The 23,993-nt window shown below is 58.8% G+C and carries 22 protein-coding genes and 3 tRNA genes; 11 read left to right on the forward strand and 14 right to left on the reverse strand.

Going from position 1 to position 23,993, the window contains the following annotated elements; translation table 11 throughout:
* Positions 1-22 precede the first annotated feature (22 nt).
* Together P273_RS0101310 and P273_RS0101315 are read right to left on the reverse strand one after the other, a co-directional pair.
* Complete coding sequence (locus P273_RS0101310; RefSeq protein ID WP_024626717.1) at positions 23-1,987, reverse strand: translation factor GTPase family protein; 1,965 nt, start codon at positions 1,985-1,987, stop codon at positions 23-25.
* Positions 1,988-2,115: 128 nt separating this feature from the next.
* Entirely contained in the window at positions 2,116-2,937 is an 822-nt protein-coding gene (locus tag P273_RS0101315; RefSeq protein WP_024626718.1) for a tRNA (guanosine(46)-N(7))-methyltransferase TrmB, read from the reverse strand.
* Between the two features lie 145 nt (positions 2,938-3,082).
* Here P273_RS0101315 and galE point away from each other — a divergent pair, with 145 nt between their 5' ends.
* The 3 genes from galE (at position 3,083) to P273_RS0101330 (ending at position 4,362) form a co-directional block, all read left to right on the forward strand.
* Positions 3,083-4,093 carry a UDP-glucose 4-epimerase GalE gene (gene galE / locus P273_RS0101320; protein WP_024626719.1) on the forward strand — a complete coding sequence of 337 codons (1,011 nt, stop codon included), beginning with the start codon at positions 3,083-3,085 and terminating at the stop codon, positions 4,091-4,093.
* 72 nt (positions 4,094-4,165) lie between these two features.
* A tRNA-Asp gene (locus P273_RS0101325) sits at positions 4,166-4,239 on the forward strand.
* A gap of 47 nt (positions 4,240-4,286) precedes the next feature.
* Positions 4,287-4,362 (forward strand) — tRNA-Phe (locus P273_RS0101330).
* Between the two features lie 66 nt (positions 4,363-4,428).
* Here the strand turns inward: P273_RS0101330 and P273_RS0101335 are convergent.
* The 3 genes from P273_RS0101335 to P273_RS0101345 all read right to left on the reverse strand — a co-directional run bounded on the left by P273_RS0101335 (position 4,429) and on the right by P273_RS0101345 (position 6,601).
* Complete coding sequence (locus P273_RS0101335) at positions 4,429-4,968, reverse strand: low molecular weight protein-tyrosine-phosphatase (protein ID WP_024626720.1); 540 nt, start codon at positions 4,966-4,968, stop codon at positions 4,429-4,431.
* Positions 4,968-5,636, reverse strand: a complete 669-nt coding sequence (locus P273_RS0101340; protein WP_024626721.1) for a dihydrofolate reductase — start codon at positions 5,634-5,636, stop codon at positions 4,968-4,970. The genes P273_RS0101335 and P273_RS0101340 overlap by 1 nt, the downstream gene beginning before the upstream one ends.
* 89 nt (positions 5,637-5,725) lie before the next feature.
* Complete coding sequence (locus P273_RS0101345) at positions 5,726-6,601, reverse strand: thymidylate synthase (RefSeq protein WP_024626722.1); 876 nt, start codon at positions 6,599-6,601, stop codon at positions 5,726-5,728.
* Positions 6,602-6,743: 142 nt separating this feature from the next.
* Between P273_RS0101345 and P273_RS0101350 the strand changes: the two genes are divergently transcribed.
* On the forward strand, positions 6,744-7,157 hold the full coding sequence (locus P273_RS0101350) for an OsmC family protein (protein WP_024626723.1): 414 nt from the start codon (positions 6,744-6,746) through the stop codon (positions 7,155-7,157).
* Between the two features lie 88 nt (positions 7,158-7,245).
* Here P273_RS0101350 and P273_RS0101355 read toward each other — a convergent pair whose 3' ends face one another.
* The 4 genes from P273_RS0101355 to manA form a co-directional block, all read right to left on the reverse strand.
* A complete protein-coding gene (locus tag P273_RS0101355) occupies positions 7,246-8,292 on the reverse strand; it encodes a universal stress protein (protein WP_024626724.1) in 1,047 nt (348 codons plus the stop codon).
* Between the two features lie 173 nt (positions 8,293-8,465).
* Positions 8,466-9,179, reverse strand: coding sequence for a C40 family peptidase (locus tag P273_RS0101360; RefSeq protein ID WP_024626725.1), 714 nt, complete (start codon positions 9,177-9,179; stop codon positions 8,466-8,468).
* Positions 9,180-9,248: 69 nt separating this feature from the next.
* Positions 9,249-10,160, reverse strand: coding sequence for a CHAP domain-containing protein (locus P273_RS0101365; RefSeq protein ID WP_024626726.1), 912 nt, complete (start codon positions 10,158-10,160; stop codon positions 9,249-9,251).
* A gap of 283 nt (positions 10,161-10,443) precedes the next feature.
* Entirely contained in the window at positions 10,444-11,829 is a 1,386-nt protein-coding gene (manA, locus tag P273_RS0101370; protein ID WP_024626727.1) for a mannose-6-phosphate isomerase, class I, read from the reverse strand.
* Between the two features lie 139 nt (positions 11,830-11,968).
* Between manA and P273_RS0101375 the strand changes: the two genes are divergently transcribed.
* Entirely contained in the window at positions 11,969-12,256 is a 288-nt protein-coding gene (locus P273_RS0101375; RefSeq protein WP_024626728.1) for a hypothetical protein, read from the forward strand.
* Here the strand turns inward: P273_RS0101375 and P273_RS0101380 are convergent.
* Positions 12,189-13,439, reverse strand: a complete 1,251-nt coding sequence (locus P273_RS0101380; protein ID WP_024626729.1) for a cell wall metabolism sensor histidine kinase WalK — start codon at positions 13,437-13,439, stop codon at positions 12,189-12,191. The two genes, P273_RS0101375 and P273_RS0101380, sit on opposite strands and share 68 nt — an antisense overlap.
* Before the next feature lie 201 nt (positions 13,440-13,640).
* On the opposite strand from P273_RS0101380, the gene phoU reads away from it, so the two are divergent.
* On the forward strand, positions 13,641-14,318 hold the full coding sequence (gene phoU / locus P273_RS0101385; RefSeq protein WP_024626730.1) for a phosphate signaling complex protein PhoU: 678 nt from the start codon (positions 13,641-13,643) through the stop codon (positions 14,316-14,318).
* A gap of 137 nt (positions 14,319-14,455) precedes the next feature.
* On the opposite strand, the gene P273_RS0101390 is transcribed toward phoU, so the two are convergent.
* The 4 genes from P273_RS0101390 to lysS form a co-directional block, all read right to left on the reverse strand.
* Positions 14,456-15,196 (reverse strand): phosphoglyceromutase, encoded by a 741-nt coding sequence (locus P273_RS0101390; protein ID WP_024626731.1) that lies wholly within the window; start codon positions 15,194-15,196, stop codon positions 14,456-14,458.
* 67 nt (positions 15,197-15,263) lie between these two features.
* Positions 15,264-16,211 carry a 1,4-dihydroxy-2-naphthoate octaprenyltransferase gene (menA, locus tag P273_RS0101395; protein WP_024626732.1) on the reverse strand — a complete coding sequence of 316 codons (948 nt, stop codon included), beginning with the start codon at positions 16,209-16,211 and terminating at the stop codon, positions 15,264-15,266.
* A 66-nt stretch (positions 16,212-16,277) separates the two neighbouring features.
* Positions 16,278-17,258 carry a 1,4-dihydroxy-2-naphthoate octaprenyltransferase gene (gene menA / locus P273_RS0101400; RefSeq protein ID WP_024626733.1) on the reverse strand — a complete coding sequence of 327 codons (981 nt, stop codon included), beginning with the start codon at positions 17,256-17,258 and terminating at the stop codon, positions 16,278-16,280.
* Positions 17,259-17,292: 34 nt separating this feature from the next.
* A complete protein-coding gene (lysS, locus tag P273_RS0101405; RefSeq protein ID WP_024626734.1) occupies positions 17,293-18,921 on the reverse strand; it encodes a lysine--tRNA ligase in 1,629 nt (542 codons plus the stop codon).
* 128 nt (positions 18,922-19,049) lie between these two features.
* Here lysS and P273_RS0101410 point away from each other — a divergent pair.
* From P273_RS0101410 to P273_RS0101430, 5 genes are all read left to right on the forward strand, one after another.
* A tRNA-Pro gene (locus tag P273_RS0101410) sits at positions 19,050-19,123 on the forward strand.
* 250 nt (positions 19,124-19,373) lie between these two features.
* Entirely contained in the window at positions 19,374-20,576 is a 1,203-nt protein-coding gene (locus tag P273_RS0101415; protein WP_024626735.1) for an AAA family ATPase, read from the forward strand.
* The gene (locus tag P273_RS0101420; protein ID WP_024626736.1) at positions 20,569-21,150 is read left to right on the forward strand and encodes a hypothetical protein; all 582 of its coding nucleotides are present in this window, start codon (positions 20,569-20,571) and stop codon (positions 21,148-21,150) included. Before P273_RS0101415 ends, P273_RS0101420 begins: the two co-directional genes overlap by 8 nt.
* Before the next feature lie 128 nt (positions 21,151-21,278).
* On the forward strand, positions 21,279-23,318 hold the full coding sequence (locus P273_RS0101425; protein WP_024626737.1) for a DUF4037 domain-containing protein: 2,040 nt from the start codon (positions 21,279-21,281) through the stop codon (positions 23,316-23,318).
* A gap of 12 nt (positions 23,319-23,330) precedes the next feature.
* Positions 23,331-23,966, forward strand: coding sequence for a DUF4125 family protein (locus P273_RS0101430; RefSeq protein ID WP_024626738.1), 636 nt, complete (start codon positions 23,331-23,333; stop codon positions 23,964-23,966).
* The last annotated feature ends 27 nt before the right edge of the window (positions 23,967-23,993 follow it).

The following is a 23,993-nucleotide window of genomic DNA, read 5'->3' on the forward strand; positions in this document are numbered from 1 at the left end:
GTTCCAGCCCGCATTTAACACATCAATGCCCAGCCATGCTTGGCAAATGCATGAAATCCTCCACGCGGTTCCATTTGACCGTATACCCAGCGCCATGAGCGCAGAAGACCGAATCTGGGGTATTGTCCAGATCAGCCTCAGGGTCGTAACCTATGTCAGCCACCACCGCATCCTGATCATGACAGGGTCGGTACCCATCCACCGAGCATGACAGATGACCCTTACCATGTGTGTAAGCACTGAGACGAATGGCATAGTCACGCATATACGAGACCGGCGCCCGCCCCTCCAGATCCACAATGTCATGTGAACCATGAGGGGATCCCAGCTGACCGCCCATCCTAGCTATGTCGGACATGGCATGCCCCAGAGACTCACGTGGCAGACTCAAACGGAACCGATACCAGGGCTCAAGTAAAAGACTCCGGGCTTTCATCAGTCCCTGTCGAATTGCCCGGTAGGTAGCCTGTCTAAAATCACCACCCTCGGTGTGCTTCAAGTGTGCACGCCCATCCAGCAGAGTGATCCGCATGTCTGTGATAGGCGATCCGGTCAGCACTCCAAGGTGTTCCTTCTCTTGTAGATGAGTCATGATCAAACGCTGCCAGTTTCCATCAAGCCGATCACTACTGCATGAGCTTGAGAAGCTCACGCCGGAGCCCAATTCAGTAGGTTCCAGCAGCAGGTGGACCTCAGCATAGTGACGGAGGGGCTCAAAATGCCCTACCCCCTCCACAGGAGCCTGGATGGTCTCCCTGTAGAGGATCTCACCCTGATTAAAGTCCACTTCCAGTCCAAAACGACGACGGAGCTCTTCACGGATCACCTCCAGCTCGACCGGACCCATGATCTGTAACTGTATCTGCTGCAGCTGCGGCACCCAGGACACATGCAGCATAGGTTCCTCATCCTGCAAAAGCTTCAGGGCCTCCAGAATCCTGTGCAAGTTCTGATTCTGGGACCTTACAGCGTAGGTAAGCACAGGCTCCAAGGCAGGCCTGCCCAAGTCCGGCTCTACACCCAGACCCTCCCCAGGATAGGTCATCTCCAGCCCGGTTGCGGCTACAATATCTCCTGCATGCGCCATGTTCGTCAACAGATAGCCCTCGCCCGAATAAAGACGCAGCTGATCAATAAGTCCACCATTACCATCCGTCTTTCCCTCAGTTTTTTGATAATTGAGCAAGTCACCCATCGGGGTTTTGACTGGAAGATTGCCTCCTGTCACTTTCAGCCAGGTTAGCCGACTATGACTGCGGTCATGAGAAACACGATAGACACGAGCGCCAAATTGCTTGTTGTATTTCGGTGTTCTAGTCAAGGTTTCCAAACCATCAAGCAGGGCGTCAATTCCTTCAAGATGCAAGGCTGAGCCCCGGAATGCCGGAAAGAGCAGTCGCCGGGCCACGAGGCTCTTCAAGGTCTGCTTGCTCAGATAGCCTGCCTCCAGATACTCGTCCATGGCACCCTCATCCAACAGTGCCAAGTCCTCCGGATCAGCTGCCTCTGGCCCATCTCCGAACTCTAGGCAACCAGGCGACCAGTGCTGTCGGCAGGCCTCTAAAAGAACCCCCGGATCGGCGCCTGGTGCATCCGTCTTGTTAACAAAGAGAAAGGTCGGTATGCCATGGGCATCCAAGAGTCGCCAGAGAGTGTCGGTATAACCTTCCGGACCCATTCGTGCATCCATTACTAGAATCACATAGTCCAGCACTGACAGGGCCCGTTCCATACCAGCAGCGAAATCCACATGCCCAGGGGTGTCCAAGATGGTCAAATCCAGATCCCGATATCGAAGTCTTGCTGGCTTGACCATAATGGTGATCCCTCGGCGGCGTTCGGTCTCGTCAGTGTCCAGAAAGGCGTCCCCATGATCCACTCTGCCAAGCCGCCTGATATTTCCTGCGCGGTAAAGCATGGCTTCGGACAATGTGGTCTTGCCAGCGTCTACATGAGCCAGCAACCCAACCACAAGCCTCTTAGCCATACCCAACTCCTCTCCGATCAGTTGCTCGGTCCGGTTTTACCTTACTCGTCAGGATCCATGCGCCCGATTAGATCCTATTGCTGATTCGGCAACGGGTTGAAAGTCAGCGCCCGGTGATCTTCCAGTGGTCATCCCACTGCCACCGCCTGGTAGGTTAAGTCGTGGATGGTTCTGCCAGCCTGCATACCTTTGCGCTCGAAATTGGTGACGATACGACCCTCGAACCGCTTCGACTCGACAAAGTCCCCATGAGGCATATCTTCAGCCATGGCAGCCGTCCCTTTGCCCACATGGCCCAGAGGCAGCCTAACTGTTCTATCGCCCAAATTGCGCAGACCTGGATGGTTATCCAGCACCTCGTGTACATGCAGGGCATAGTCCTCAATGTCTGTGGCTATTCGCCAGAGCCCTCCCACTTGCAGGCATGGCACCACCGCATCGGCCAGGGCAGGTTGGATCAACCGGCGTTTGTGATGCTTAGTTTTGGGCCAGGGATCGGGAAAGAAAGTCCAGAGCTCGTCGACCAGGTTCACGGCCAAGTGCTCTAGCAGATCCGGGGCATTTACCTGGGCCAACCTCAGGTTGGTCAACCCCTCCTTGCCGGCCATAAGCATAGTGTGGGCCAGACCGGGACGGTAAACTTCCAAAGCCAGGTAGTTACGCTCAGGATGCCTACGGGCGGCGGCCACGATGTTCTCGCCCTGGCCGGATCCGATTTCGACGGTCAGCGGCGCTCGTCGTCCCCAAATTCGATCAGCCGCCTCCTGATCCAGTTGCAAATTCTGAGCCACCGACAAGGGGGATCCTTCCCCTCTCGGCAGGTCCAACATGTAAATGCCGGAATAGCGCCTCCAGGCAGCTTCCAGACGGGAACTGAGCCTGCCGGAACGCAAGACGTATGAGACAATGGTCCTTCGATTGGACTTCTGTGGTTGCTCAGTATTTTTCACCCTTCATGTATATCCTAAATTTGGCTGTCTTATGGACCGTGACGCGTTCGTCTCCGTGATATACTCAAATTGAAACAAAATAGAACATTTTTACTCAAAATTGAACATGACCGCGTCTGCGGTTTTGGATAGGAAAGGCATGCAGATGTCAGTTTTGGTTACAGGCGGCTGCGGATACATCGGCGCCCATGTGGTTCACGCCTTGCAGGAGGCCGGCAAAGAGGTCGTCGTGGTCGATGACCTCAGCTACGGCAGGCCTGATCGGATCGGGAATGCCCGTCTTTATGGCGCTGACGTGTCCGCACCGGGCGCCGATCAGCGTCTGGCCGAGATCATCCAGGAGAACAAGGTCGACTCCGTTATCCATTTTGCTGCCCGTAAGCAGGTAGGCGAGTCGGTGGAGAAGCCCATCTGGTACTACCGGCAGAACCTGAACGGCATGATCAATGTCCTGTCCGCTATGGCAAAGACCGATGCCAAGAAGCTAGTCTTCTCCAGCTCGGCAGCAACCTATGGCGAGCCTCCGGTCGATGTGGTTCCCGAGGACGTACAGCCCATGGTCCCCATCAACCCCTATGGCCAGACCAAGCTGGTCGGCGAGTGGATGGCCCGGGCCTGCGAGCAGCCTTACGGCATCCGCTTCTGCGCCCTGCGCTACTTCAACGTGGCCGGCTGCGGACCGGTCAGCCTGGAGGACCCGGCTGTCCTCAACCTGATCCCCATGCTCTTCGACAGGCTGCGGCAGGGCAAGGCACCCGCCATCTTCGGCGACGACTACCCCACCCCCGACGGCACCTGCGTGCGAGACTACATCCACGTCTCCGACCTGGCCGACGCCCACATCGCCGCCTTAGACTACCTGGACCGCGACCAGCGCCGCTACGATGCCTTCAATGTGGGCACCGGCCAGGGTACATCCGTCCGCCAGATCGTGGACGAGGTCAAGAAGGTGACGGGCCTGCCCTTCACTGAGGCCATTAAGCCCCGCCGCGCTGGCGATCCGCCGCACCTGATCGGCGACCCCACCCGAATCAACACCGAGATGGGCTGGCATGCCAAGTATGGCGTCGAGGAGATCGTCGAATCTGCATGGAAGGCCTGGCAGGCCAACCCTGCTCACCACATCGACACAGATGACTGGAAGCAGCAGGACTAGGCAGCGACGCGCCGGGGCTTGCATTCCTCCGGCGCTCATGTAAACTTTCCTCTTGGCTGTTCGAGCAGCCTCGGCTCCGTAGCTCAGTTGGTTAGAGCGCCGCCCTGTCACGGCGGAGGTCACCGGTTCAAGTCCGGCCGGAGTCGCTGGGAATGGTCTGACCCGGTTTTTCCGGGTCTTTTCGACTGTTCATGGCTCTGTAGCTCAGTTGGTAGAGCGAGCGACTGAAAATCGCTAGGTCAACGGTTCGATCCCGCTCGGAGCCACCAGCCATTAAGCCCCTGAGATTCATAAGGAATCCAGGGGCTTAATTGATATTTGCATTCATCGATCGTTCACGACAGCTGACGCGTCACCCAATCGACGATGTAGGGCGCCGTATGCTCGATTTGATCGATGGCCACCTCGAACTCACGGGGGCCGCCATACCAAGGGTCCACCAGGTCGATTTGGCTCTCCCGGCCCGGTGCCGGCTTGGGCAGATCCGGATCGAAGCTGCGGTACAGGTGAACAGCGGATCGCTTGCCTGAGGGCAGCAGACGCAGCAGGGCTCGCATATGGTCGGCTGTCATGGGCAGCAGCAGGTCGGCGTCTTCGGCCTCCTCTCGGGTGATCCGGTGGGCGAAGTGGTCAGCCGGTACCTCATAGCCCCGCTCGCGCAGAACCTTCTGGGCACGCCGATCTATGGGGTTACCGAACTCCTCGTCGCTGACTCCGCTGGATTCCACCCTGACCTGATCCTCATCCAGTCCGCGATCTTGGAAGAACTTGCGCAGGATGACCTCAGCCATGGGCGACCGACAGATGTTACCGGTGCAGACGGTCATGACGTTGTAGGGACCCTGCGAGGCCTTTCCTTCAGAATCCTGGCCCATCAACGCACCTTCCCATAGGTGATGTACCGGAACCGCAGGATGGCATCCGCCTGATCCGGTTTGGCAGGGGTCATCCATTGGCTCTCATCGCGCACCTGCCAGAACCGCTTGCTGACCAGCTCCTCCATATCAGGCACAAAGACATCAGCTGGAGTCTGCAGATCCAGATCAGTCACATAGGCCGCATCAGCCAGCGGAAAGAAGGTGTTGAAAACCCCTGCGCCGCCGATAACCCAGATTTCACTGCGATCCATCCCATCGTCGGGAATGGCTTCCTGCCTGGCTAGCTCCAGAGCATCGTCAGCCGCAGATACCACCGTGGCGCCAGGTGCCCGAAACTCTGGATCACTGGACAGAATGATGTTGTCCCTCTTGGGCAGGGGCCGCTCCCCCATGGAGACCCAGGTCCGCCTCCCCATGATGACAGGATGGGAGACGGTCAGCTCCTTGAAGTGCCGCATGTCCTCGCTCAGATGCCAGGGCAGTGCATTGTGGTAACCAATGGCGCCGCGCCGACCGTCAGTGGCCTGCGCCTGCGCCCAGATCATATTGACCGATGAGCGGCGGCCTATCTCTTCTTCCTGATGCCGCCATTCCTCATCACCTAAAAGCCCGGCCTGACCGGGCTCGGGTTCGTGATAGCCGCTTCGACTATTGTCATGCTCCATCTGTTGCGTTCACTCCTCATAGCGAGTAGATATACGAGTACATTCTAATCTGCGGATCCGACGGTGCCCGTATTCCGCTCACCGCACCATCAGACTGCCACAGGGGCCTTGATGGCGGGGTGGCAGTGATAGTCCACCACCTCGAAGTCTTCGTACTGATAGGAAAAGATCGAGTCAGCCTTGCGAATGCGCATGGTTGGATAGGGATAGGGCTTGCGCGACAGCTGCTCCAGAACCTGCTCCACATGGTTGTCGTAGATGTGGCAGTCGCCGCCGGTCCAAACGAACTCCCCAGGCTCAAGATCGGCCTGCTGAGCCATCATCAAGGTCAGTAGGGCGTAGGAGGCGATGTTAAAAGGCACCCCCAGGAACATGTCGCAGGAGCGCTGATAGAGCTGGCAGCTCAGCTTGCCTTCGGCCACATAGAACTGGAAGAGCGCATGGCAGGGAGGTAGGGCCATGCTGTCAACCTGGGCCGGATTCCAAGCAGTGACGATCATTCGACGGGAGTCCGGGTGGGTACGGATCAGATCCAGCACCTTGGCGATCTGGTCGATGGTGTGATGGGGGTCCTCGGGCGTCGGGGCCGGCCAGCTGCGCCACTGAACCCCATAGACCGGTCCCAGGTCCCCTGTTTCCGGATCGGCCCACTCGTCCCAGATATGCACGCGGTTCTCCTGCAGCCAACGCACGTTCTGCGAGCCCTTGAGGAACCAGAGCAGCTCGTAGGCGATGCCACGGAAGTAGACCTTCTTGGTGGTGATCAGCGGGAAGGAATGCGACAGATCGAAACGCATCTGCCTCCCGAACAGAGAGATGGTCCCGGTACCCGTCCTGTCGGACTTCAGGGTGCCCTCGCGCAGGATGGTGCGCACCAAGTCCTCATAGGGGGTGGGAATGTCCGAGTCGGGACGCTCAGGGATACGTGTGCGAATACGCTGCAGTTCTTCAGGAGTCAAGGCCATGCGGCCATACTATCAAGTCCTCCGCCAGCTGAGCGTGCCCCGGTGACGAATTGCACAGTCCGGGTTAGATTGGAGGAACAGGTCCGACCATAGGGTCGGATCCGGATGACGCACCCGCCGGGTGCCAAACAAGGAGGAACAGATGGGCAAGAGACTTTGGGTCGAACGCGACAAGGACGGCACTTGGAACGCCTATGGCGACAATGGGGCGCACATCACCTTCGGCAAGGGCGAGGATCAGTTTAACCCCGGCGATCTGATGAAGATCGCTCTGGCCGCCTGCGGAGCCCTCTCCAGCCAGTTCGCCGTGGAGAGCGCCCTAGGCAAGGGCAAGGGAGCGAAAATCGTGGTGGACGGCACTTATGACGCCGACGACGACGCCTACCTGAGCTTCGACGAGCAGGTGGACGTCGATGCCACTTCAGCCAGGCTGGCCCAAGATGATGCAGACAAGCTGGAGGAGCGGGTCCGCCGCCATATAGCCAAGTCCTGCACCGTGGCCCACACCTACCAGAGGGAGACACCGGTCAGGATCTCCGTCAAGGTTCGCCACTGATCTGACGACAATAAAGAAGCGGGAACCTCCAGGTTCTTTGAACTCGGGGGTTCCCGCTCTTCGTAGGGGCCGTCACAGAATCGACTGCCTACTCCTTATGCTCGGGATCGATGGTCGACTCCAGGTCAGCCAGCTGCTCGGGCTTGGCCGAATCCACGGAGATACGCTCCACGCCGGTAATCTCAGCCACATCCGTGCTTTCAGCCGCCTCTGCTGCGGCCTTGAGCCCGGACTCCTCAGCCTCCACGTACTTGCGCGGCACCACGTAGACCGGGCTGACTGCATGCTGCAGGAGCCCCTGGCTGGTCGACCCCAGCAGAAGCCCTGTGAAGCCGCCGCGACCACGCGAGCCGACCACAACCACATCATGGGTCTTGCTGGCCTGGGTCAGAGCTTCCACAGCCGATCCCGGCACCACGGTCTTGTTGATGCGCAGATTCGGGTAGGTCTTCATAAGCGGTGCAATTCGGGTATTGAGGTCATCCAGGTAGGAATCCATGACGCTGCGCTCCTCAGCCGAACCCGTACCGGTCAGTCCGGAAATATTGGGCACTGCAGACATGACGTCCAGCTCGGCATCCCAGCTGTCGGCGAAGGCGGCGGCGATCTGCAAGGCCTTGAGGCCCCACTTGGACTCGTCGGAGCCCACAGCGACCCGCTTGATGTCATTGCTCAGATGCATCAGATTGCCGTCGTCATCGGTGTAGGGGACGACCACAATAGGGCAATAAGCATAGGCGGGCAGGCTTGAGCTGGTGGTTCCCAGCAGACGCTCGGCCAGGCCGCCCTTGCCCCGGTTGCCTATGACAATCAGCCGGTAATTGCGGCTCAGCTCCACGAAGACCGATGAAGGATCCCCCGTTACGATCAGCGTGGCTGCACTGACACCCTGCTCGTCGGCGATGGCCTTGGCCTTGGAGAGGATCTCCTGGGCGTCGTTGTGAGCGGCTACGTCGTCACCCATGGTGGTATACGTCGCATCAAAGGAGACTGCGGCATACGAGGGAAGGGAATAGGCGCAGACGATTTGTAGGGTCAACCCTGCATGCTTAGCGTAGTTGGCGGCCCACCACGCCGCCTTGTAGCTGGCGTCCGAGCCATCGACGCCTACCAGAACAGCCTTGTCGTTGCTCATCCGACGACCTCCTTTAAACTTGGCGATGACAAACCGACATCGCTCCTTCTGTCAGAATATCGCATGCGGGTCTGATCAATAAGTTTGCGGGGACCAACACGCGAGGAACCTCGACTCCGAATATGCAAAACGCCCCCCAAGGGGGGGCGTTAACACTGCATAAAACCTATGCCTCAGACCAGACGACGGTAGTTGAAAGTCTGATAGACCGCCTGAACCTTGACGCTCTGGCCGGGAGCCGGAGCGTGGATCATGCGTCCACCGCCGACATAGATGCCGACATGGCTGCCATCGGGGGCTACCATCAGGTCGCCAGGAGCAGGATCCGTAACCGGCACGCCCATCGAACCCTGAGCATCGGCTGTGCGGGGCAGGCCAATGCCGAAGTGGGCAAACACGTACTGGGTAAATCCAGAGCAGTCAAAGCCCGTGGCAGGATCTGTTCCTCCCCACACATAAGGAATCCCCTGGAACTGAAGGGCATAGTTGACCACATCTGCACCCGTGCCGGTGGCCGGCACGTCAGCGACTCTACTAGCGGCACCGCCACGAGCAGCCGAACGACTGACCTGCGCGGCCTGGCGCTGGCTGGCCGCCGCCTGGGCCTGCTGAGCTCTGGCATCAGCATCCTTCTCGGCCTGTGACTTGGTAGCAGGGACGTTCAAGGACTCGATGCCACCCCAGCGGCTGTCCTTTTCGACGGTGGTCGCCGTCGATTCGGTCAGCAGGTCGGCAAGCACCTTGCTGCCGGGGGTGAATGAACGCGACGAAGTGGCTACGGCCTCACTACCGTCACTGGCCTGAGCCACGGCGGGTATACCGATGAAAAGCGTGCCACAGATAGTGGCCGCTGCCATCATGCTCACATACTTGCGTGTTTTTTTCATCGTGCACAATTCTATCACGTGTAGGGAACAAAAATTGACTTTGGGGAACACGATCCGCGCAACCAAGGATCAGTAATGGATATAGCGCAGAGCGTGCACGTTGGTCAGGGTGCGGGAGTAAGTCTTTCCGTTCATTACAGCGCCGCACTCTGAGGTGACAATGGAACCATCGGGATTGATCTTCTCTACGATAGCCACATGGCCATAGGTGGAATCCGAACCCTCCTGGCCAGCCTGGAAGACCACAATGTCGCCGACGTTGCGCGGCGTGTCATCCACCCAGTAGCCTAAAGTCCGGGCCGAGCCTGACCAGTCCTTGGCATTGCCCATATGGGAGCCCACCGGCAGACCCAGCTGGTGGCGACGGACATAGGCCCACCAGGTGCACTGGCTGAATTCGTAGGCGTTGCCCACGTCTCCCGTGGCATGGTTGGGGTTGAACCCTGCCGGCAGGACCGAACGGTTGGCATCCATCAGCGCCGCCACGGCCGGATTGTTTGCCGAGGATTTGGACATCTGCCCGGCATCGAGCGCAGACTCGCCCAGGTCCCAACTGCCCTCGTTGCGCTGTGAAGCCGTCGGCAGAGGCTGACGGTAGTCGGAGCGAGAAACCCTTGAACTGCCATCAGCACCGGAGTAGCCGGTGGAGGATGAAGGGGTGACAAGGTTGATCGCGACGCTGCCGGCCATAGGCAGGGACCAGTCGCCCCGAGCCTGGTTAACAGCCATTGAGGAAGCGGCCGCACCGACAAGAACAGTCAGGGCCGATCCGGTCATGATATGGGAGCGACGGGCTGAAGCCTTGGCCGCCAAACGAATGGAACGTCGGGTTCGAGGAGCCACCTCGTTGAGCTTGGCCGCCAAGGCATCATCAACGCCCTGAATGCCGGCCTCCCGGGTTGCGCCGGTCGATCGGCTGGTCGGCGAACTGCCGACACCTGCGCCCCGCGTGGCCGAAGCCCTGTGCGCAGCATGCTTCATGTAGAATCACTCCCGTTTATGTTCCGACGCGACTTTCGTGCCGTATCACGAACCATCACAAGGGAACACCATAACGCAAACAAGAACCCAGACCAAATGACCTGAATTGTCCACACTGGCGTACTCAAGCATGGCTTCGGTGGTCGCTCATCTTCGACAACCACGGAATACGCTAGGATTATACGGACATAAGGCGGACATGGGCAAACCCGCATGCGTGCCGCCCGCCACGGCGTGTCTCTCGGTTTTGAGTCTGTATGGTCCACCCTGAGCGAACCCTGATTTAAACCGGGGTCGAAGCCAAGAGGAAGGACCCGCCGGCTTCGTCGGAATCCTGGGGCATGGTGATGTCGATACGGCCGTCCTGGGAAGGAATGAAAAGGGCCTGGCCCTGATCCAGTACACAGGACTGGTCAGCGGTTGCACAACGGATCCGACCATCAGTACAGACGATGATGCGCGGCCCGCGGCGCGGAATCATCAGGTGACGAGGCCCCAGGCGCTCTATCAGATCCCCGTAACGCTGCTGAAGCCTGTTAAGCAGGGGCCATGTGGCTCCACCCTCCTCCACATGCCCGTAGACCAGCATGTACTCGTTGATCTTGGGGCGATAGGTCACCATATTGTGCATGATCAGGGTGGCAATCATGGAGCTGGACGGGTCGATGGGGGCTGAAGGCTGGCAGTCCAGGCTGTGCAGGAGGTTGGGAATATCCCGATGCTTGGGGGTCATGCCAGCCCTGAGCACATTGTCGGAGTTGGTCATGATCTCTGCCGCGGTGCCGTGGATGTAGGCGTGAGGAGTCCCGGCGGGGATGTAGACCGAGTCGCCCTCCTCCAGATCCACAGGGTTGAGCATGAGCAGGCAGAGCACAGCCGGATCCTCCGGAAAGGCCCGTGCGGCACACAGGGCATGATTCAGTACGGCGCCCGCTCGTTTCGAACGCAGTCGCCCAGCGGCAGCCTCCAAGGCTTCCTCCATACCGCGGGCCGCCTCTGGCTCGGCAGTCACGGCGGCGTGGAAGGCCCGGAAAATACGCCGGCGGGAATCCGGCCAGATTAAAGAGGAGACCGGCATCATGGCATCAGCCGAAGCGAAGCGGGCCGGCGGAACTCCCAAGTGGAAGGTACGGGCGGTCAGCGCCTGGGTCATCAGCTCGGTCAGAGGGTGGTCCACGGCGCGCAAAAGGGTCAGCTGAGTGGAAATGGTCGCGAAGCCTACACAGGCCTGGAAGGGCTCCAAGGCCACCACCATTTCGTTCTTGGCCAGACTGTCGTGAAAGGAGCGTCTCGGATCGTCGTCAGGCACCCCCTGGGCATTCTCACGGTTGAAACCGGCACGAGCCTCGAAATCCAGGGGATGCACCTGCAGGGAGAGAGGGATGCGGGCCGAAATGATCTTGAACAGGTAAGGCAATGTAGGGCCGAAGAGGCGAGAGTCGCGCTCTCCCAGCATGGTCATGGGATTGCGGCGAATGGCCTCGGTCAACGGCATGAGCGAGCCGTCGGGCAGGGTCAGGGGCGAGGGGGATTCGGTGTGCCCGCTGAACCACATCTCCGCCAAGGTATCCCCCTGGCCTTCGTCTGACTCCTGCAGATGGAACATGCGCTGCAGTCGGTCATGTGAGCCCCAGGCGTAGTGCTTCTCCACAGCTTGGATCGGATACACGCACTCCCCTTTCCACGGGAAATCCCTCCATGGGCCGGTGCATACGAACCCACCAATCCCCGTCATAATAGGACAAGGGCCAAAGCCTGGGCAAGGCGTGAGGGTCGCCGCATGTCATTACCAACGGTATTGTGGGGGTATGAAGCTGGCTCCCATTTTCGATCCGGACGCCCGCAGGCCATCGCCGCGTCCCGTGCAGGTAGACCTGCGACGCATCTTCTTGCTCGGCACAGGAGCCTGGATTCTGGCACTGGCCGTAGTGGGCATCCTAGCCCTGACCGGAATGACGGTCACCAAGCCCCTTATTGTCTGCCTTTCCGGGGTTGGTGTGGGTATCCTGCTGATGATCTGGGAGCACTTCAATCGCTGGGATTATCGCCGTCTGGCCCAGCAACCGGACCCTGAGCCAGAGGAAGCATCAGCGTAAATGTGCTCCCCTCTCCCGGCGCACTCCAGACAGTGACCGATCCATGGTGGGTCAGGGCCACATGTTTGACAATGGCCAGCCCGAGGCCGATGCCCACCGCCGTCTGTTCATTCTGATTGTCTGCGCGGTAGAAGCGTTCGAAGATCCTGCCTTGGTCCTCCTTGGATATGCCACGGCCGTGGTCGACCACCCTGATGATCCCGTACTTCCCGTCCTTGGAGGCCTGTGCCACCAAGGAGACAGTCGAGCCAGCAGCTGAATAGGATATGGCATTCTCCACCAGTTTGGCCAAGGCCACTCTGATCTGCTGCCCGTCGCCGTGAATAGTCAGTGGTTGGTCGCATCGCCACCGTAGCGTCACATGGGCCTGATCAGCTCCATCCTGCTCATCCTGAACCACTGTCCTTATCTGCTCAGCCACGTCAAGCACGTTCTCCCTGCTGGGCTTGATCCGCTCCTGAGCCCGGATGAGCAGAAGAAGATCCTTGAGCACATGCCCCAGATAGGCGCTGTAACGCTGGACCGAGGAGGCATCCTTGGAAACGCTGCGCAAGTGGCTGCGCAGCAGGTCTGGATCATCCCCCTCCAGGTGGGAAGTGGTTTTCAGCTGCGCCGCTAGCTCCTCAAGGGCCTGAACCGGCTTGAGCATCTGCTCGGATACATTGGTCATGAAGGCATCCCTGGTCCGAACGAACCTGACCGAATCGCTCACATCATCGATAAGCACCACGACCAAGGACTTGTCGATACGTCCCAGGGTGACCTTGAGCCAGTTCCTTCTTGATACCGCCTGGGCCTGAACATGGGTTGCATCCCCGGAATCCTCGACCTCGGCAATATCCCAATCATCGGATTCCGAGCTCTCGGTAGCGGCATCCAGAGCAAATTCCGTAGGCGTTCGTGTGGTCAGATTGAAGCTGCGTCGACCACCCGAGCGGCGTACCTGCGCAATGGCCTCGATGATCTTCGGATCCGCAATCTCATCGTTGCTGACGATTCCCAGCCTGTAGGCATCCGGACTGGAGCGAACAACCTCGTCATCGCCATCGACCACAACCGTGGCGGCAGGAATGAGCGCCAGCAGAGCCTGGGTCGAGCCTTCCAATGCCCCGCTATCGGCCTGTTCACCATCCTTGCTCCGGTTGCCCATAAAGCTGCATAGGCGGTCCATGAACCGTCTCATAAGGACTTCCCTCCAGTCCGGCGCCGACCCCGGACGCTGCGACATCAACCAAGTCTCATCGGCAGTTCCGGCTTTATTCTCGCATATCCGACTTCGATTGCCGCTCCAATGGCCCGACATTCTTCAGGACTGGCTTTTTCTTGCCATGCCGGTCACATAGACTGGAGTCATATCGTTGACCGAGGCCGAAAGGGAAGAACAATGCGCGTGATTTTCAACGAGGAGCTGGGGCTGGTGGCCGACGATCTCGATCGGATGGCTGCCAAGGTTCGCGATGCCATTAAAAAGGCCGGACGATCCCTGATGGACTGTGACGTGGAGACAGCCCAGGAGGTCATCGACGGGGATGCCGACATAGACAACCTGCAGGCCAGCATCATCGACCAATGCATCAGGCTCCTGGCCAAGCAGAGCCCGGTGGCCACTGATCTGCGGGTGGTGGTCTCCACGCTGAGCCTGTCAGCCACCTTTGAGCGCATGGGAGACCTGGCCAGGCACATCGCCGAGACAGCGAGGCGCTCCTACCCCGAGCCCACTCTGCCTGACGAGGTCATTCCCCTGTTCAAACAGATGCAGGATTTCCTGGACGTCATGGCTGACCGTCTGGTCGAGATGCTCTCCGACAGGGACACGACCATAGCCGAGCAGATCATCGTCAGCGACGACCAGATGGACAAGCTCCACCAGCAGACATTCAGCTATGCCCTCTCGGACGACTGGAAGGGCACTAGGCAGCAGCTGATCGACCTGGTGCTGGTGGCGCGGTTCATGGAGCGCCTGGGAGACCATGGTGTTTCAGCAGCCCGACGTGTGGTCTACATCGTTTCAGGCTTCGACCCCTCCAAGGACCCCAAGGACCTGGGTATCGACCTGGACTGAAAAATAAGGAAAAGAACGTCCTTAACCACCAGGAATACGAAAAGGTGGTGCCCTCCACAAAGGAGACGGCACCACCTCAGTAACTTTGGACGTGCTGTATTCAAAGTCCGATTGAGATCATCGGTTGGATTTTGATCTCACTTCTGGCCCTGGGCCGCCACAGCAGCAGCACCGGCCGCGGCTGCTTCCGGATCCAGGTACTCGCCACGAGGCTTGATGGGCTTGAAGTTCTCATCCAGCTCGTAGACCAGAGGGATGGCCGTGGGGATGTTGACCTTGGCAATCTCGTCCTCAGTCAGGTTGTCGAGCATCTTGACGATGGCCCTCAGGGAGTTGCCGTGAGCGGCAATCAGGACGGTCTTACCGGTCTTGAGCTCAGGAACAATGTCGCTCTCCCAGTAGGGGGTGACGCGCTTGACCACGTTGGCCAGTGCCTCGGCGCGGGGCACGGGGGCTCCGGCATACCGAGGATCATGGGACTGCGAGTATTCGTCGTCAGGGTCGATCTCGGGCGGCGGGGTGGCATAAGAACGGCGCCAGAGCATGAACTTCTCGTCACCGTACTTCTCGCGGATTTCGGTCTTGTTCTTGCCCTGCAGTGCTCCGTAGTGACGCTCGTTCAGCCTCCAGTCGCGCTTGACGGGGATCCAAAGGCGGTCGGCCTCGTCCAGGGCGATGTTGGCGGTGTTGATGGCGCGGCGCAGCAGGGAAGTGAAGACGATGTCCGGCAGAACACCCTTATCCTTGAGCAGCTTACCGCCCTTGCGGGCCTCCTGCTCGCCCTGCTCCGTCAGCGGGACGTCCACCCAGCCGGTGAACTGATTGGTGTTATTCCATGCGCTCTGGCCGTGCCTGAGCAATACTAGTTTGTAGGTCATAGTGAAAATTCTAAAACCTAAGAGGGACTGTTTGGCGGACCTACACCTCCCCCTGTAGAGCGGTCACTTAAAGCAGGCAGACACCCATCCAGCAGAACCCTGTCAGCAGATCGGTATAGCCCGACAACGCAAAGGCCCTACTGAAGCGGTTCCGACAGCTGGCCACTGTGGTGGCAATGGCCAGAGCCAGGACAGGCAGCAGGCAGAGCAGGCGGGGCCAAGCGGCTGCAAGAGAGCCGTCCGACAGGGACCATGACTCAACCACGCCCAGGATCACAGCCAGGACATAGCAGGACCCCATCAGAATCAGTGTGCCTTTGGCTCCGATGAAGGAAGACAGCGTGTACTTGCCGGCCAGAGGATCCGCATCAATGTCCCGATAGTTGTTGATCTCCAGAACGGGAATGCAGATAAGACCGCCAACCAAGGCGCCGATGAATCCATGGCGGTCGACGATGCCGGTCTCCATGTACTGAGTGGCCAACACGCCCACCAGGCCGAAGAAGATCATGATGCTCAGCTCGCCCATAGCCCTATAGCCGTAAGGGTGCTTGCCTCCCGTGTAGAACCAGGCTCCCAGCAGGCAGAAGATGCCTACCAGGATCATCCACCAGTGGCCAGTCACCCAGCAGAGGATCAGACCAGATAGGCAGGCCATAAGGATGTTGAGGTAGGCAGACAGCAGAACCTTACGAGGCTCCACACCACCGGCCACCCCTCTTCTGGGCAGATCGGGCATCGGGCCGTCAGCGCCAGCGCTCGAAAGGCTGCTCCGGCCCTCGTCAGTACCTCTGATCCCGTCAAAGTAGTCATTGGCCAGATTGCAGGTGCTGTGGATGAACACAGCCGTTAGACAACATAAGAGACCGACCAACCAGAAGCGCGCGTCCGGCCCCAGCCCTTGGTCGAACAGCTGCCGGAGGGCCACCGCCGTGCCGATCAGAACCGGCGTGGGTGAGCAGAGTAAGGCCGAGGGTCGCAGTGCGTCCCGGTATTCCCGAAGTGTGATGAACATGATTGACTGATTATCCACCAAATCGCTCGAAAGTCGGACTGCTCTCTTATGAGCCTATCAAGATTTTCACAGCTGCAGAAGCAGGCCCGCCGACCAGCACAGGGCGGAGACCAGAGTACCCTTGCCTGCCAAGCCGAAAGCCTTGGGCACCTGGCCACGGGCAAAAGCTCGACAGATCAGCAGAAAGACAGCGGCCACAGGCAGGAGGATCAGCACTAGAGGGAAGCCGGGCAGACCACGTCGCATGACAGCCGGAACGAACTGGATCAGGCCCAGAACCAGACTCAGGATGTAGACCAGGTAAATGGAAATAGCCGCTGCACGCGCCCCCACCAGAACAGCATAGGTATGCTTGCCTGCTCTGCGGTCGTCATCCAGATCCCGATAATTGTTGAGCATGAGTAGGCCCACAGCGTTGAGCCCGCAGGCGCAAGCACCAAGGATGCCGGCGGTATCGACCCTATCAATGAGAAAGTACTCGGTACCCAGGGTGGCCACCAGTCCGAAGAAGATGAAGACGCTGACCTCGCCCAACCCATGGTAGCCATATGGATGCGGGCCGCCCACATAACACCAGCCCGCTATCAGGCAGCAGACCCCGACCAGGATCATCCACCAGTGACCGGTCAATGCCATGACGATGAGGCCCATCAGACAGGTGAACGCCGCCGAGATCATGGTGGCGTACAGCACTTTCTTGGGCGGCACGCCAGCGGCCACCAGACGCCTGGGTCTGCCGGAGGCGGCCTCCTCGCCTCCACGGCCGGAGTCAGTGCCGCGAACACCATCGGCATAGTCATTGGCGAAGTTGGCTGCGATCTGCATCGACAGGGCGAGCAGGACCAACAAGACCACGATCAGGGCCAGCCTTCCCGGTGTGGCCGCCTTCAGGGCAGGGTCGACAGGAGAGGGCGAGCAGGAGCTGGTGCACTGCTCCAGGAGCCGTGACCGCTCCAAAAGTGCAGCCGAAGCGCCCACGCAGACAGGCGCCACCGAAGCAGGCAGCGTCCGGGGACGCATGCCATCCATCCACAGCCTGATATTCATGACCGTCTCTCCCCTGTTATCATCTCAGACCCTCTCAGATCAGCGGCTTGACCAAGGGGAAGGTGATGGTCTCGCGGATGGATGCACCGGTAAGGGCGATCAACAGACGGTCGATGCCCATGCCCATGCCGCCAGCGGGAGGCATGCCTACGCCCAGGGCCTCCAGGAAGTCCTCGTCAATGTCCATGGCCTCGACATCGCCACGGCTGGCCATCTTGGCCTGCTCGACGAACCGCTGTCGCTGAACCACCGGATCGTTCAGCTCAGAATAGCCCGTGGCCAACTCGAACCCGCGAACGTAGAGATCCCACTTCTCGACCACGCCTGGCTTGGTGCGGTGGGCTTTGACCAGGGGCGAGGTCTCTACCGGGAAATCACGCACGAAGGTGGGCTCGTACAGCTTGTCCTGCCAGAAGTGCTCCCAGAGGTGTTCGACCAGCTTGCCGTGGTTTTCGGCAGGCTCCTCCTCCAGGCCCAGTTTGTCAGCTATAGTCCGCAGATGGTCTACGCTGGTCTGTGGAGTGATCTCCTCACCCAGGGACTCGGAAAGGGAATCATACATGCTGATTTGGCGCCAATCGCCGCCGAAGTCGTACTGGCTGCCATCCTGCAGGGTCACCTTGAGCGATCCAGCCGTGGCCATGGCCGCCTTTTGGATCAGTTCCTTGGTCAGATCCCCGATGGTGTCATAGGTGCCGTAAGCCTGATAGGCCTCCAGCATGGTGAACTCCGGTGCATGGGTGGCATCCACGCCCTCATTGCGGAAGTCGCGGTTGATCTCGAAGACCCGCTCAATCCCGCCCACCAGGCAGCGCTTGAGGAAGAGCTCAGGAGCGATGCGCAGGTAGAGGTCGATGTCGAAGGCGTTCATATGCGTGGTGAATGGCCGGGCCGCAGCGCCGCCATGCACGGTCTGAAGCATGGGGGTCTCGACCTCCATGAAGTCGTGGTCCTCGAAGGTGCGCCTCAGGGAGGAGACGGCCTTGGAACGGCGGCGGACCATGGCCCGCACATCCTCATCGGCGATCATGGCCAGGTAGGGCTTGCGGGTGCGCTGCTCCTCGGTCAGCTCCTTGTGAAGGGCAGGCAGAGGCTGCAGGGCCTTGGCCGCGATATTCCACTCGGTGGCGAAGACGGAGAGCTCGCCGGTCTTGGAGGCGACCACGCGGCCGCGCAGATAAAGGTGATCGCCGAGGTCGACCAGTTGCTTGAACCGTTTCAAAGAATCAGCGCCAATCTCACGCTTGGAGATCATCCCCTGGATGCGGGTGCCGTCACCAGCCGCCAGCTGGACGAAGCAGAGGCCGCCGCCGTTGCGCAGGAAGAGGACCCTGCCGGCGATGCCGACCACATCTTCGGTCTCCTGGCCCGGTTCAAGGCGGTCCTGATACTTGCGACGCACATCCTCGATGCGATCAGTCACATCCAGATGGACCGGATAGGGCTCAATGCCTTCCTTGAGCATGAGCGCCCTCTTGGCCACACGCATACGCACCTGTTCGGGATGGCCTTCAGCGCCGTCCGTCGGGTTGCCGGGATCAATGGCGTCATCCAGCTGGGCGCCCTGATCGATCTTCTCCGTAATGGCCATATCCTGATCGAGCAGCACCTGAGCGCGTTCGACCGTCGTCAGACGAGGGGTTTCTTCCGATGAGTCATTCATAAATCGCTATTTTACGCATGAGCCAGTACTTGGCCCCGGTTGCCACCTAACGCCAAGTATCTGAATGGTCGCGCCGCGCAGACGATAGCGTTTGGCCGACGGTACGTGTACTATATAGAACGTTGTCACGGGGTATAGCGCAGCTTGGTAGCGCGCTTCGTTCGGGACGAAGAGGCCGGGGGTTCAAATCCCCCTACCCCGACAATTATTCCGGCTCTCAGGGGCCGGAATTTCTGTATTCGCAACTTTTAGACATAGCTGTATGCAGGAATAAAAACTTATCTTATCTGTTGCTTTTTTAATAAGCTCTTGCATTTTATGAGTTCGGGATCACAGCCCCAACGATCCGGAAATCTTCCACTGCATTAATATTTAGGTTTCTCGGAACAGAAAGACGCATCATCAGCATCCAGATGTAGTATATAAACAAATATTCTGTTCAAAGGAGCATAATGCGGATCTTAGCCTTTGACCTTAAAGGACTTCGCCTATACGACAAGGGCGCACTACGCATGATCCTGTTCGCCGAAGATAGGATTACCGATGGCAGCTTCACCCATCGCCTTCAGGGCACCACCTCACCGCTTGGCATCGTCACAGCCATTGGCATCTCCGGTATCAATGCCTCCGGCAAAACCACTGATCTACGCCTGCTTTCTCTAATCATCAACATTGCCAGAGGCGCTTCATTGGGAACTCAACGCTCCACCATCGATCCGCTGATGGACATTCTTGAGCCCACGATTACAGCACGCATTATCTTCGAGGAAAACGGCGAGGCTTGGCTGCTCAATGCCACACTCCGGCGCGCCGATAAGGACGAGGCCACCGCCGACTCCCCCTTAGTTTTCGAAAAGGAACGGCTGTGCCAGTATGCAGGCAGAAGTCTGAGCAAGATTCGTTTGAAAAGAACCATAGATGGCGACGAAGAATCCTGGTGGACTGTAGCGACTCGAGGAATGAATAAGTCGGGCGACGAAAAGGAGCTGGCCGAGGATGTCAAGAGATTTTTGCCCCCCGATCGCTCTCTAACGACGGGGATTCTGCGCACCAAGGAGACCGTGGTCACCCTCTGTCTGCAAAATCCGCTGCAAATGTCCATTCCTGTCACTCCCCCATCGCAAGTGGTACGTCTATTCGATCCGACCATCGAACACTTGGAAGTAAGCGATCACCAGTTCCATATCAAGTTCCGCAATGAAAAGGTTGAGCGCGACTGTGATCCCTCGCAAGCTATGGCCATGATATCGGCGGGAACATTCCGTGGAACCTCCTTGGCACAACATGCTATCGAAACACTTGCGCAAGGAGGCTACCTACTATTCGACGAAATCGAAAACAGCATAAACAAGCAGTTGGTCTTCGCTATCATCGACTTGTTCTCCTCTCCTGCTACTAACCCGCATGGGGCGGTACTCGTTTTTTCTACGCACTATCCAGAACTGCTGGACCATTTCACCAGAAAAGACAACATTTGGTTCGCTGTCAGGCATGAGAACGCCGGATTCCAACTGGTCCGGTATAACAAGCTGGTCACCCGCGGTGAACTGAAGAAGAGCGTCCAGTTCATGTCAGGTGCCCTGCAAGGAACCGCGCCCTCAGCTGCTTCCATCAGCGCCTTGCGGAGCTACGTCAAGGAAACGGTTCATGGATAGTCAAGCGATTTATAATGAACCTACCTTGGTTATCTGCGAAGGGTCTGCCGAAAGTGTCATCTTTGAACTCCTACTGACAGAAGGAAAACTGATCATCCCTAAAGATTCCCTTATTGAAGATCCGCAGACTGGTCGGTTTTATACCCGCTGCCGTAAAGATAGGGAAATCGAGGAACGGTTCCTTTCCGTGACTTATGGTTCTTCGTGCGTGAATATCGTCCGTATTATTGACTCGCCAAATGAACGCTTTCACTTGTCGCCTCTGTACCAGTCTAAAGCCCGTGTACTTACACTGACTACTCGTCCTGAGATCGAGATCCTGGCCATCATCAAAGAGGGGGCCTATAGGGATTGGACGCACGTCAATAACATGAAACCCAGCGAATTCTGCAAGGAGAAACTGGGGCTGCACAAGATCAAGCAGTATGCTTTCTTGCACCAATATTGGAATGACGCGGATGAGCTCTGTCGTGTCATCGAGTTGTATCGAAGAAACCATCACTTCCAAAACCATGAGCGATGTTTGGCCGAGCTCCTCGTTACCCATTCAGGCAGCTACACCGGACAGGTGTGACCTAGGCGACATAGCCGACTGAAGTCCATCAAAGACCATCAGCCTAGACTGATAGATAGAAGCGACCAGGGCGCTAGGGCTCCATGAGGGACCCGCACCTACAGATACCCTGACAGCAAGGGAGCCAAATGAGCCAGGACCAGACAACGACCCCAGACAGCAAGCAGGAAGAGCCTCAACAGTCCTACCTGCAACCGGACGGCAGCTTCGACACCCAAGCCTTCTTGGACGGACTGGATGCCATCTTCAATGCGGGCAAGGCTCGCGACGAAGCTGAAGCCTACCTGCAGCAGGCGCTGGTGGATGCGGAGAATGCGGGTAATAATGCCGGACTGCTGACCGTGCTGAATGAAATCATGGGTTTCTACCGGTCCCAGGGCCGCCACCAGGAGAATATGTGGATGATCCAGCGCGCCATCGAATTGGCCACACGCATGCGCATTGAGGGGTCCGATGCCTGGACAACCACCCTGATCAATGCAGCCACAGGACTGCGGGCAGCCAAGAAGTACGACCAGGCCGAAGACCTCTACCGGCAGGCGCTTGCCTCCGCAGCCAAGACCCTTGGGCCCAAGGATCGGCGTCTGGCGGCCCTACACAACAACCTGTCCATGCTCTACAGCGAAACCGACCGACCCGACCAGGCCGAGCAGGAGCTGCGCCAAGCCATGGACATCCTGGAGAATTCCAGCACTGATCCTTCCCAGGATCTGGATCTGGCCACCACCCACACCAATCTGGCCCTTCTGCTCATGCAGCGCAGCGACAGTCCGCAGGCTTTGCAAGAGGCCTGGGATCAGGCTCGCACAGCCTTGGATATCTATCGAACCGGCCACCTGGAAAACAGCGCACATTATGCCTCAGCCCTGGCCGGCTTTGCTCAAGTCTGCTATATGACCGGTCGCTTCAGTCAGTCGGCAGACACCTATCGCAAGGCCTTGGCCATCATTGAGGACCGATACGGTAAGGGCAGCGACTACTACCAGATCACCAAGGCCAATCTGGACCAGGCCCAGGCCGCTGCTGATAAAAACGGGGACAAGGACCAATCCGACCAGGCTAAGCAAGCAGCATCCAGCCAGCCAAAGACCGGCTCAAACCGGCCTCCGGCCAGGAGTCAGAACAATGACAGCGATCAGCAAAACCCCCGCCCGGATATTCAAGGGCTGGACCTGGCCAAGGCCTATTGGGAGCAGGTGGGCCGTCCCATGCTGGAGGAACGTTACCCCCAGTATCGCGGCCGGATCGCCGTGGGATTGATGGGCCATGGCTCGGACTGCTATGGCTTTGACGACGCCATTTCCCGGGATCATGATTTCGGCCCCGGCTTCTGTCTGTGGCTGACCAGCGAGGATTACCAGGCCATCGGCGACCAGCTGCAGAAGGACTATGAGGCCCTGCCAACCGAGTTCATGGGGTTCGGTTCGCGGACCGACAGCGTCAGAGCTAAGGGGGCTAACCGACGTGTAGGCGTCTTTGAGATCGGTGCCTTCTTCGAATCCCTGACCGGCTACCGGCAGGCGCCCCCGGAAGATCACCCTCACGAGTGGCTGCTTTTGGATGAGGCTACGCTGGCTGCGGCAACCAATGGCAAGATTTTCGCGGATCCTCTGGGGCAGATGCTGGCCACACGGCAGGGGTTCAAGGCCATGCCTGACGATGTGCGCTTCTGTCTGATCTCACGCCGGCTGGGCATGATCGCCCAGGCGGGCCAATACAATCTGCCGCGGAGTCTACAGCGGGGCGACGGAGCTGCAGCCATGCTGTCAATCAATGAATTCATCAAAGCCTGCGCCTCCCTGATCTTCCTGATCAACAATCCGCTGACCGTCGGGTATCTGCCCTACTACAAGTGGACCTTCGCGGCCCTGCGGCGACTGAGCGGACGAATGGCCACCAGGCTGGCCGACCTGACCGAGCAGCTGGAGGACATCCTGCGACTGACTTCGGCTGCCTGTTACGGAGGGCAAGGCTTCGGCGAAGGCGGCAAGGGGGCCCGGCCGGCTGCCGAACACGTCACCAAGCTTGTGGAGTCCATCTGCGCCAGAATCGTAGAAGAGTTGCAGGCGGAGGGCTTGACCAACAGCCCGGAAACCTTCCTGGAATGGCAACGCCCCTACGTCGAGGCTCACATTTCCAGCGACGATCCGGTTCTGCACAGCATCTGAAAGGAGCCAAAGATGGCAAACGACGAGCAATGTCAGGATGAGGAATCCCTGCGCGAGCGGATCGTCCGCCACGAATGGGAACAGTTCCAGCAGGTCAACAACGAGGGTGGCCCGGCCAACTGTCAGGGCAATTGGCCCATGTTCCACCAGATGCGCCTGAGCCAGTTTCTGACCTGGCCGCATCCCCTGCTGACCAGCTATGCGGACGACCTGGATCAGGCCGACAAAGCGGGGCGCAACCTGTTGACCGAAAAGTACGGACGGATGATGGAGTCCACAGCCCCGGATCTGTACCACAGCAACATCGCCCCTTACCTGCCCCGGCTGGGCCTGGACCGCCAGGAGCAGCAGGAGCGCATCATCGACAGGCAAGTGGCCTGGGCCAAGGACTTTCGCGAGCGGTACCCCCGTCTAGGCCAGGAGATGAGAGTCCTGCGCACCAGCGAGGACACGCCGGAGGCCACCTCCTTCGAGACTTATCTACGTGGCGAACTGGGAACCTATTCGGCCCGGACCCTGGATCTTTACCAGTCCATGGTGGACCAGATCGAGGCACGGGGCGGCAACCTTACCGAGGACACCATCCTGGCCACGGTGCAGCTGAACGGCTTTGAGACCCTGGACGAAGCCGAGCAGGCCCAGGACTGACCTCCTGAACCACAATCAGGAGGTTCA

The sequence above is a fragment of the Bifidobacterium sp. A11 genome, assembly GCF_000499185.1.
GTDB lineage: Bacteria > Actinomycetota > Actinomycetes > Actinomycetales > Bifidobacteriaceae > Bombiscardovia > Bombiscardovia mizhiensis.

Coding starts and splice junctions, on each gene's coding strand:
- P273_RS0101430 (WP_024626738.1), top strand. CDS start 23,331: ATGGCAAACGACGAGCAATGTCAGGATGAGGAATCCCTGCGCGAGCGG.
- P273_RS0101375 (WP_024626728.1), top strand. CDS start 11,969: ATGAAGCTGGCTCCCATTTTCGATCCGGACGCCCGCAGGCCATCGCCG.
- P273_RS0101415 (WP_024626735.1), top strand. CDS start 19,374: ATGCGGATCTTAGCCTTTGACCTTAAAGGACTTCGCCTATACGACAAG.
- P273_RS0101310 (WP_024626717.1), bottom strand. CDS start 1,987: ATGGCTAAGAGGCTTGTGGTTGGGTTGCTGGCTCATGTAGACGCTGGC.
- P273_RS0101390 (WP_024626731.1), bottom strand. CDS start 15,196: ATGACCTACAAACTAGTATTGCTCAGGCACGGCCAGAGCGCATGGAAT.
- P273_RS0101380 (WP_024626729.1), bottom strand. CDS start 13,439: ATGAGACGGTTCATGGACCGCCTATGCAGCTTTATGGGCAACCGGAGC.
- menA (WP_024626733.1), bottom strand. CDS start 17,258: ATGAATATCAGGCTGTGGATGGATGGCATGCGTCCCCGGACGCTGCCT.
- P273_RS0101355 (WP_024626724.1), bottom strand. CDS start 8,292: ATGAGCAACGACAAGGCTGTTCTGGTAGGCGTCGATGGCTCGGACGCC.
- phoU (WP_024626730.1), top strand. CDS start 13,641: ATGCGCGTGATTTTCAACGAGGAGCTGGGGCTGGTGGCCGACGATCTC.
- menA (WP_024626732.1), bottom strand. CDS start 16,211: ATGTTCATCACACTTCGGGAATACCGGGACGCACTGCGACCCTCGGCC.
- P273_RS0101360 (WP_024626725.1), bottom strand. CDS start 9,179: ATGAAAAAAACACGCAAGTATGTGAGCATGATGGCAGCGGCCACTATC.
- P273_RS0101420 (WP_024626736.1), top strand. CDS start 20,569: ATGGATAGTCAAGCGATTTATAATGAACCTACCTTGGTTATCTGCGAA.
- P273_RS0101340 (WP_024626721.1), bottom strand. CDS start 5,636: ATGGAGCATGACAATAGTCGAAGCGGCTATCACGAACCCGAGCCCGGT.
- lysS (WP_024626734.1), bottom strand. CDS start 18,921: ATGAATGACTCATCGGAAGAAACCCCTCGTCTGACGACGGTCGAACGC.
- P273_RS0101425 (WP_024626737.1), top strand. CDS start 21,279: ATGAGCCAGGACCAGACAACGACCCCAGACAGCAAGCAGGAAGAGCCT.
- P273_RS0101345 (WP_024626722.1), bottom strand. CDS start 6,601: ATGGCCTTGACTCCTGAAGAACTGCAGCGTATTCGCACACGTATCCCT.
- P273_RS0101350 (WP_024626723.1), top strand. CDS start 6,744: ATGGGCAAGAGACTTTGGGTCGAACGCGACAAGGACGGCACTTGGAAC.
- P273_RS0101365 (WP_024626726.1), bottom strand. CDS start 10,160: ATGAAGCATGCTGCGCACAGGGCTTCGGCCACGCGGGGCGCAGGTGTC.
- galE (WP_024626719.1), top strand. CDS start 3,083: ATGTCAGTTTTGGTTACAGGCGGCTGCGGATACATCGGCGCCCATGTG.
- P273_RS0101335 (WP_024626720.1), bottom strand. CDS start 4,968: ATGGGCCAGGATTCTGAAGGAAAGGCCTCGCAGGGTCCCTACAACGTC.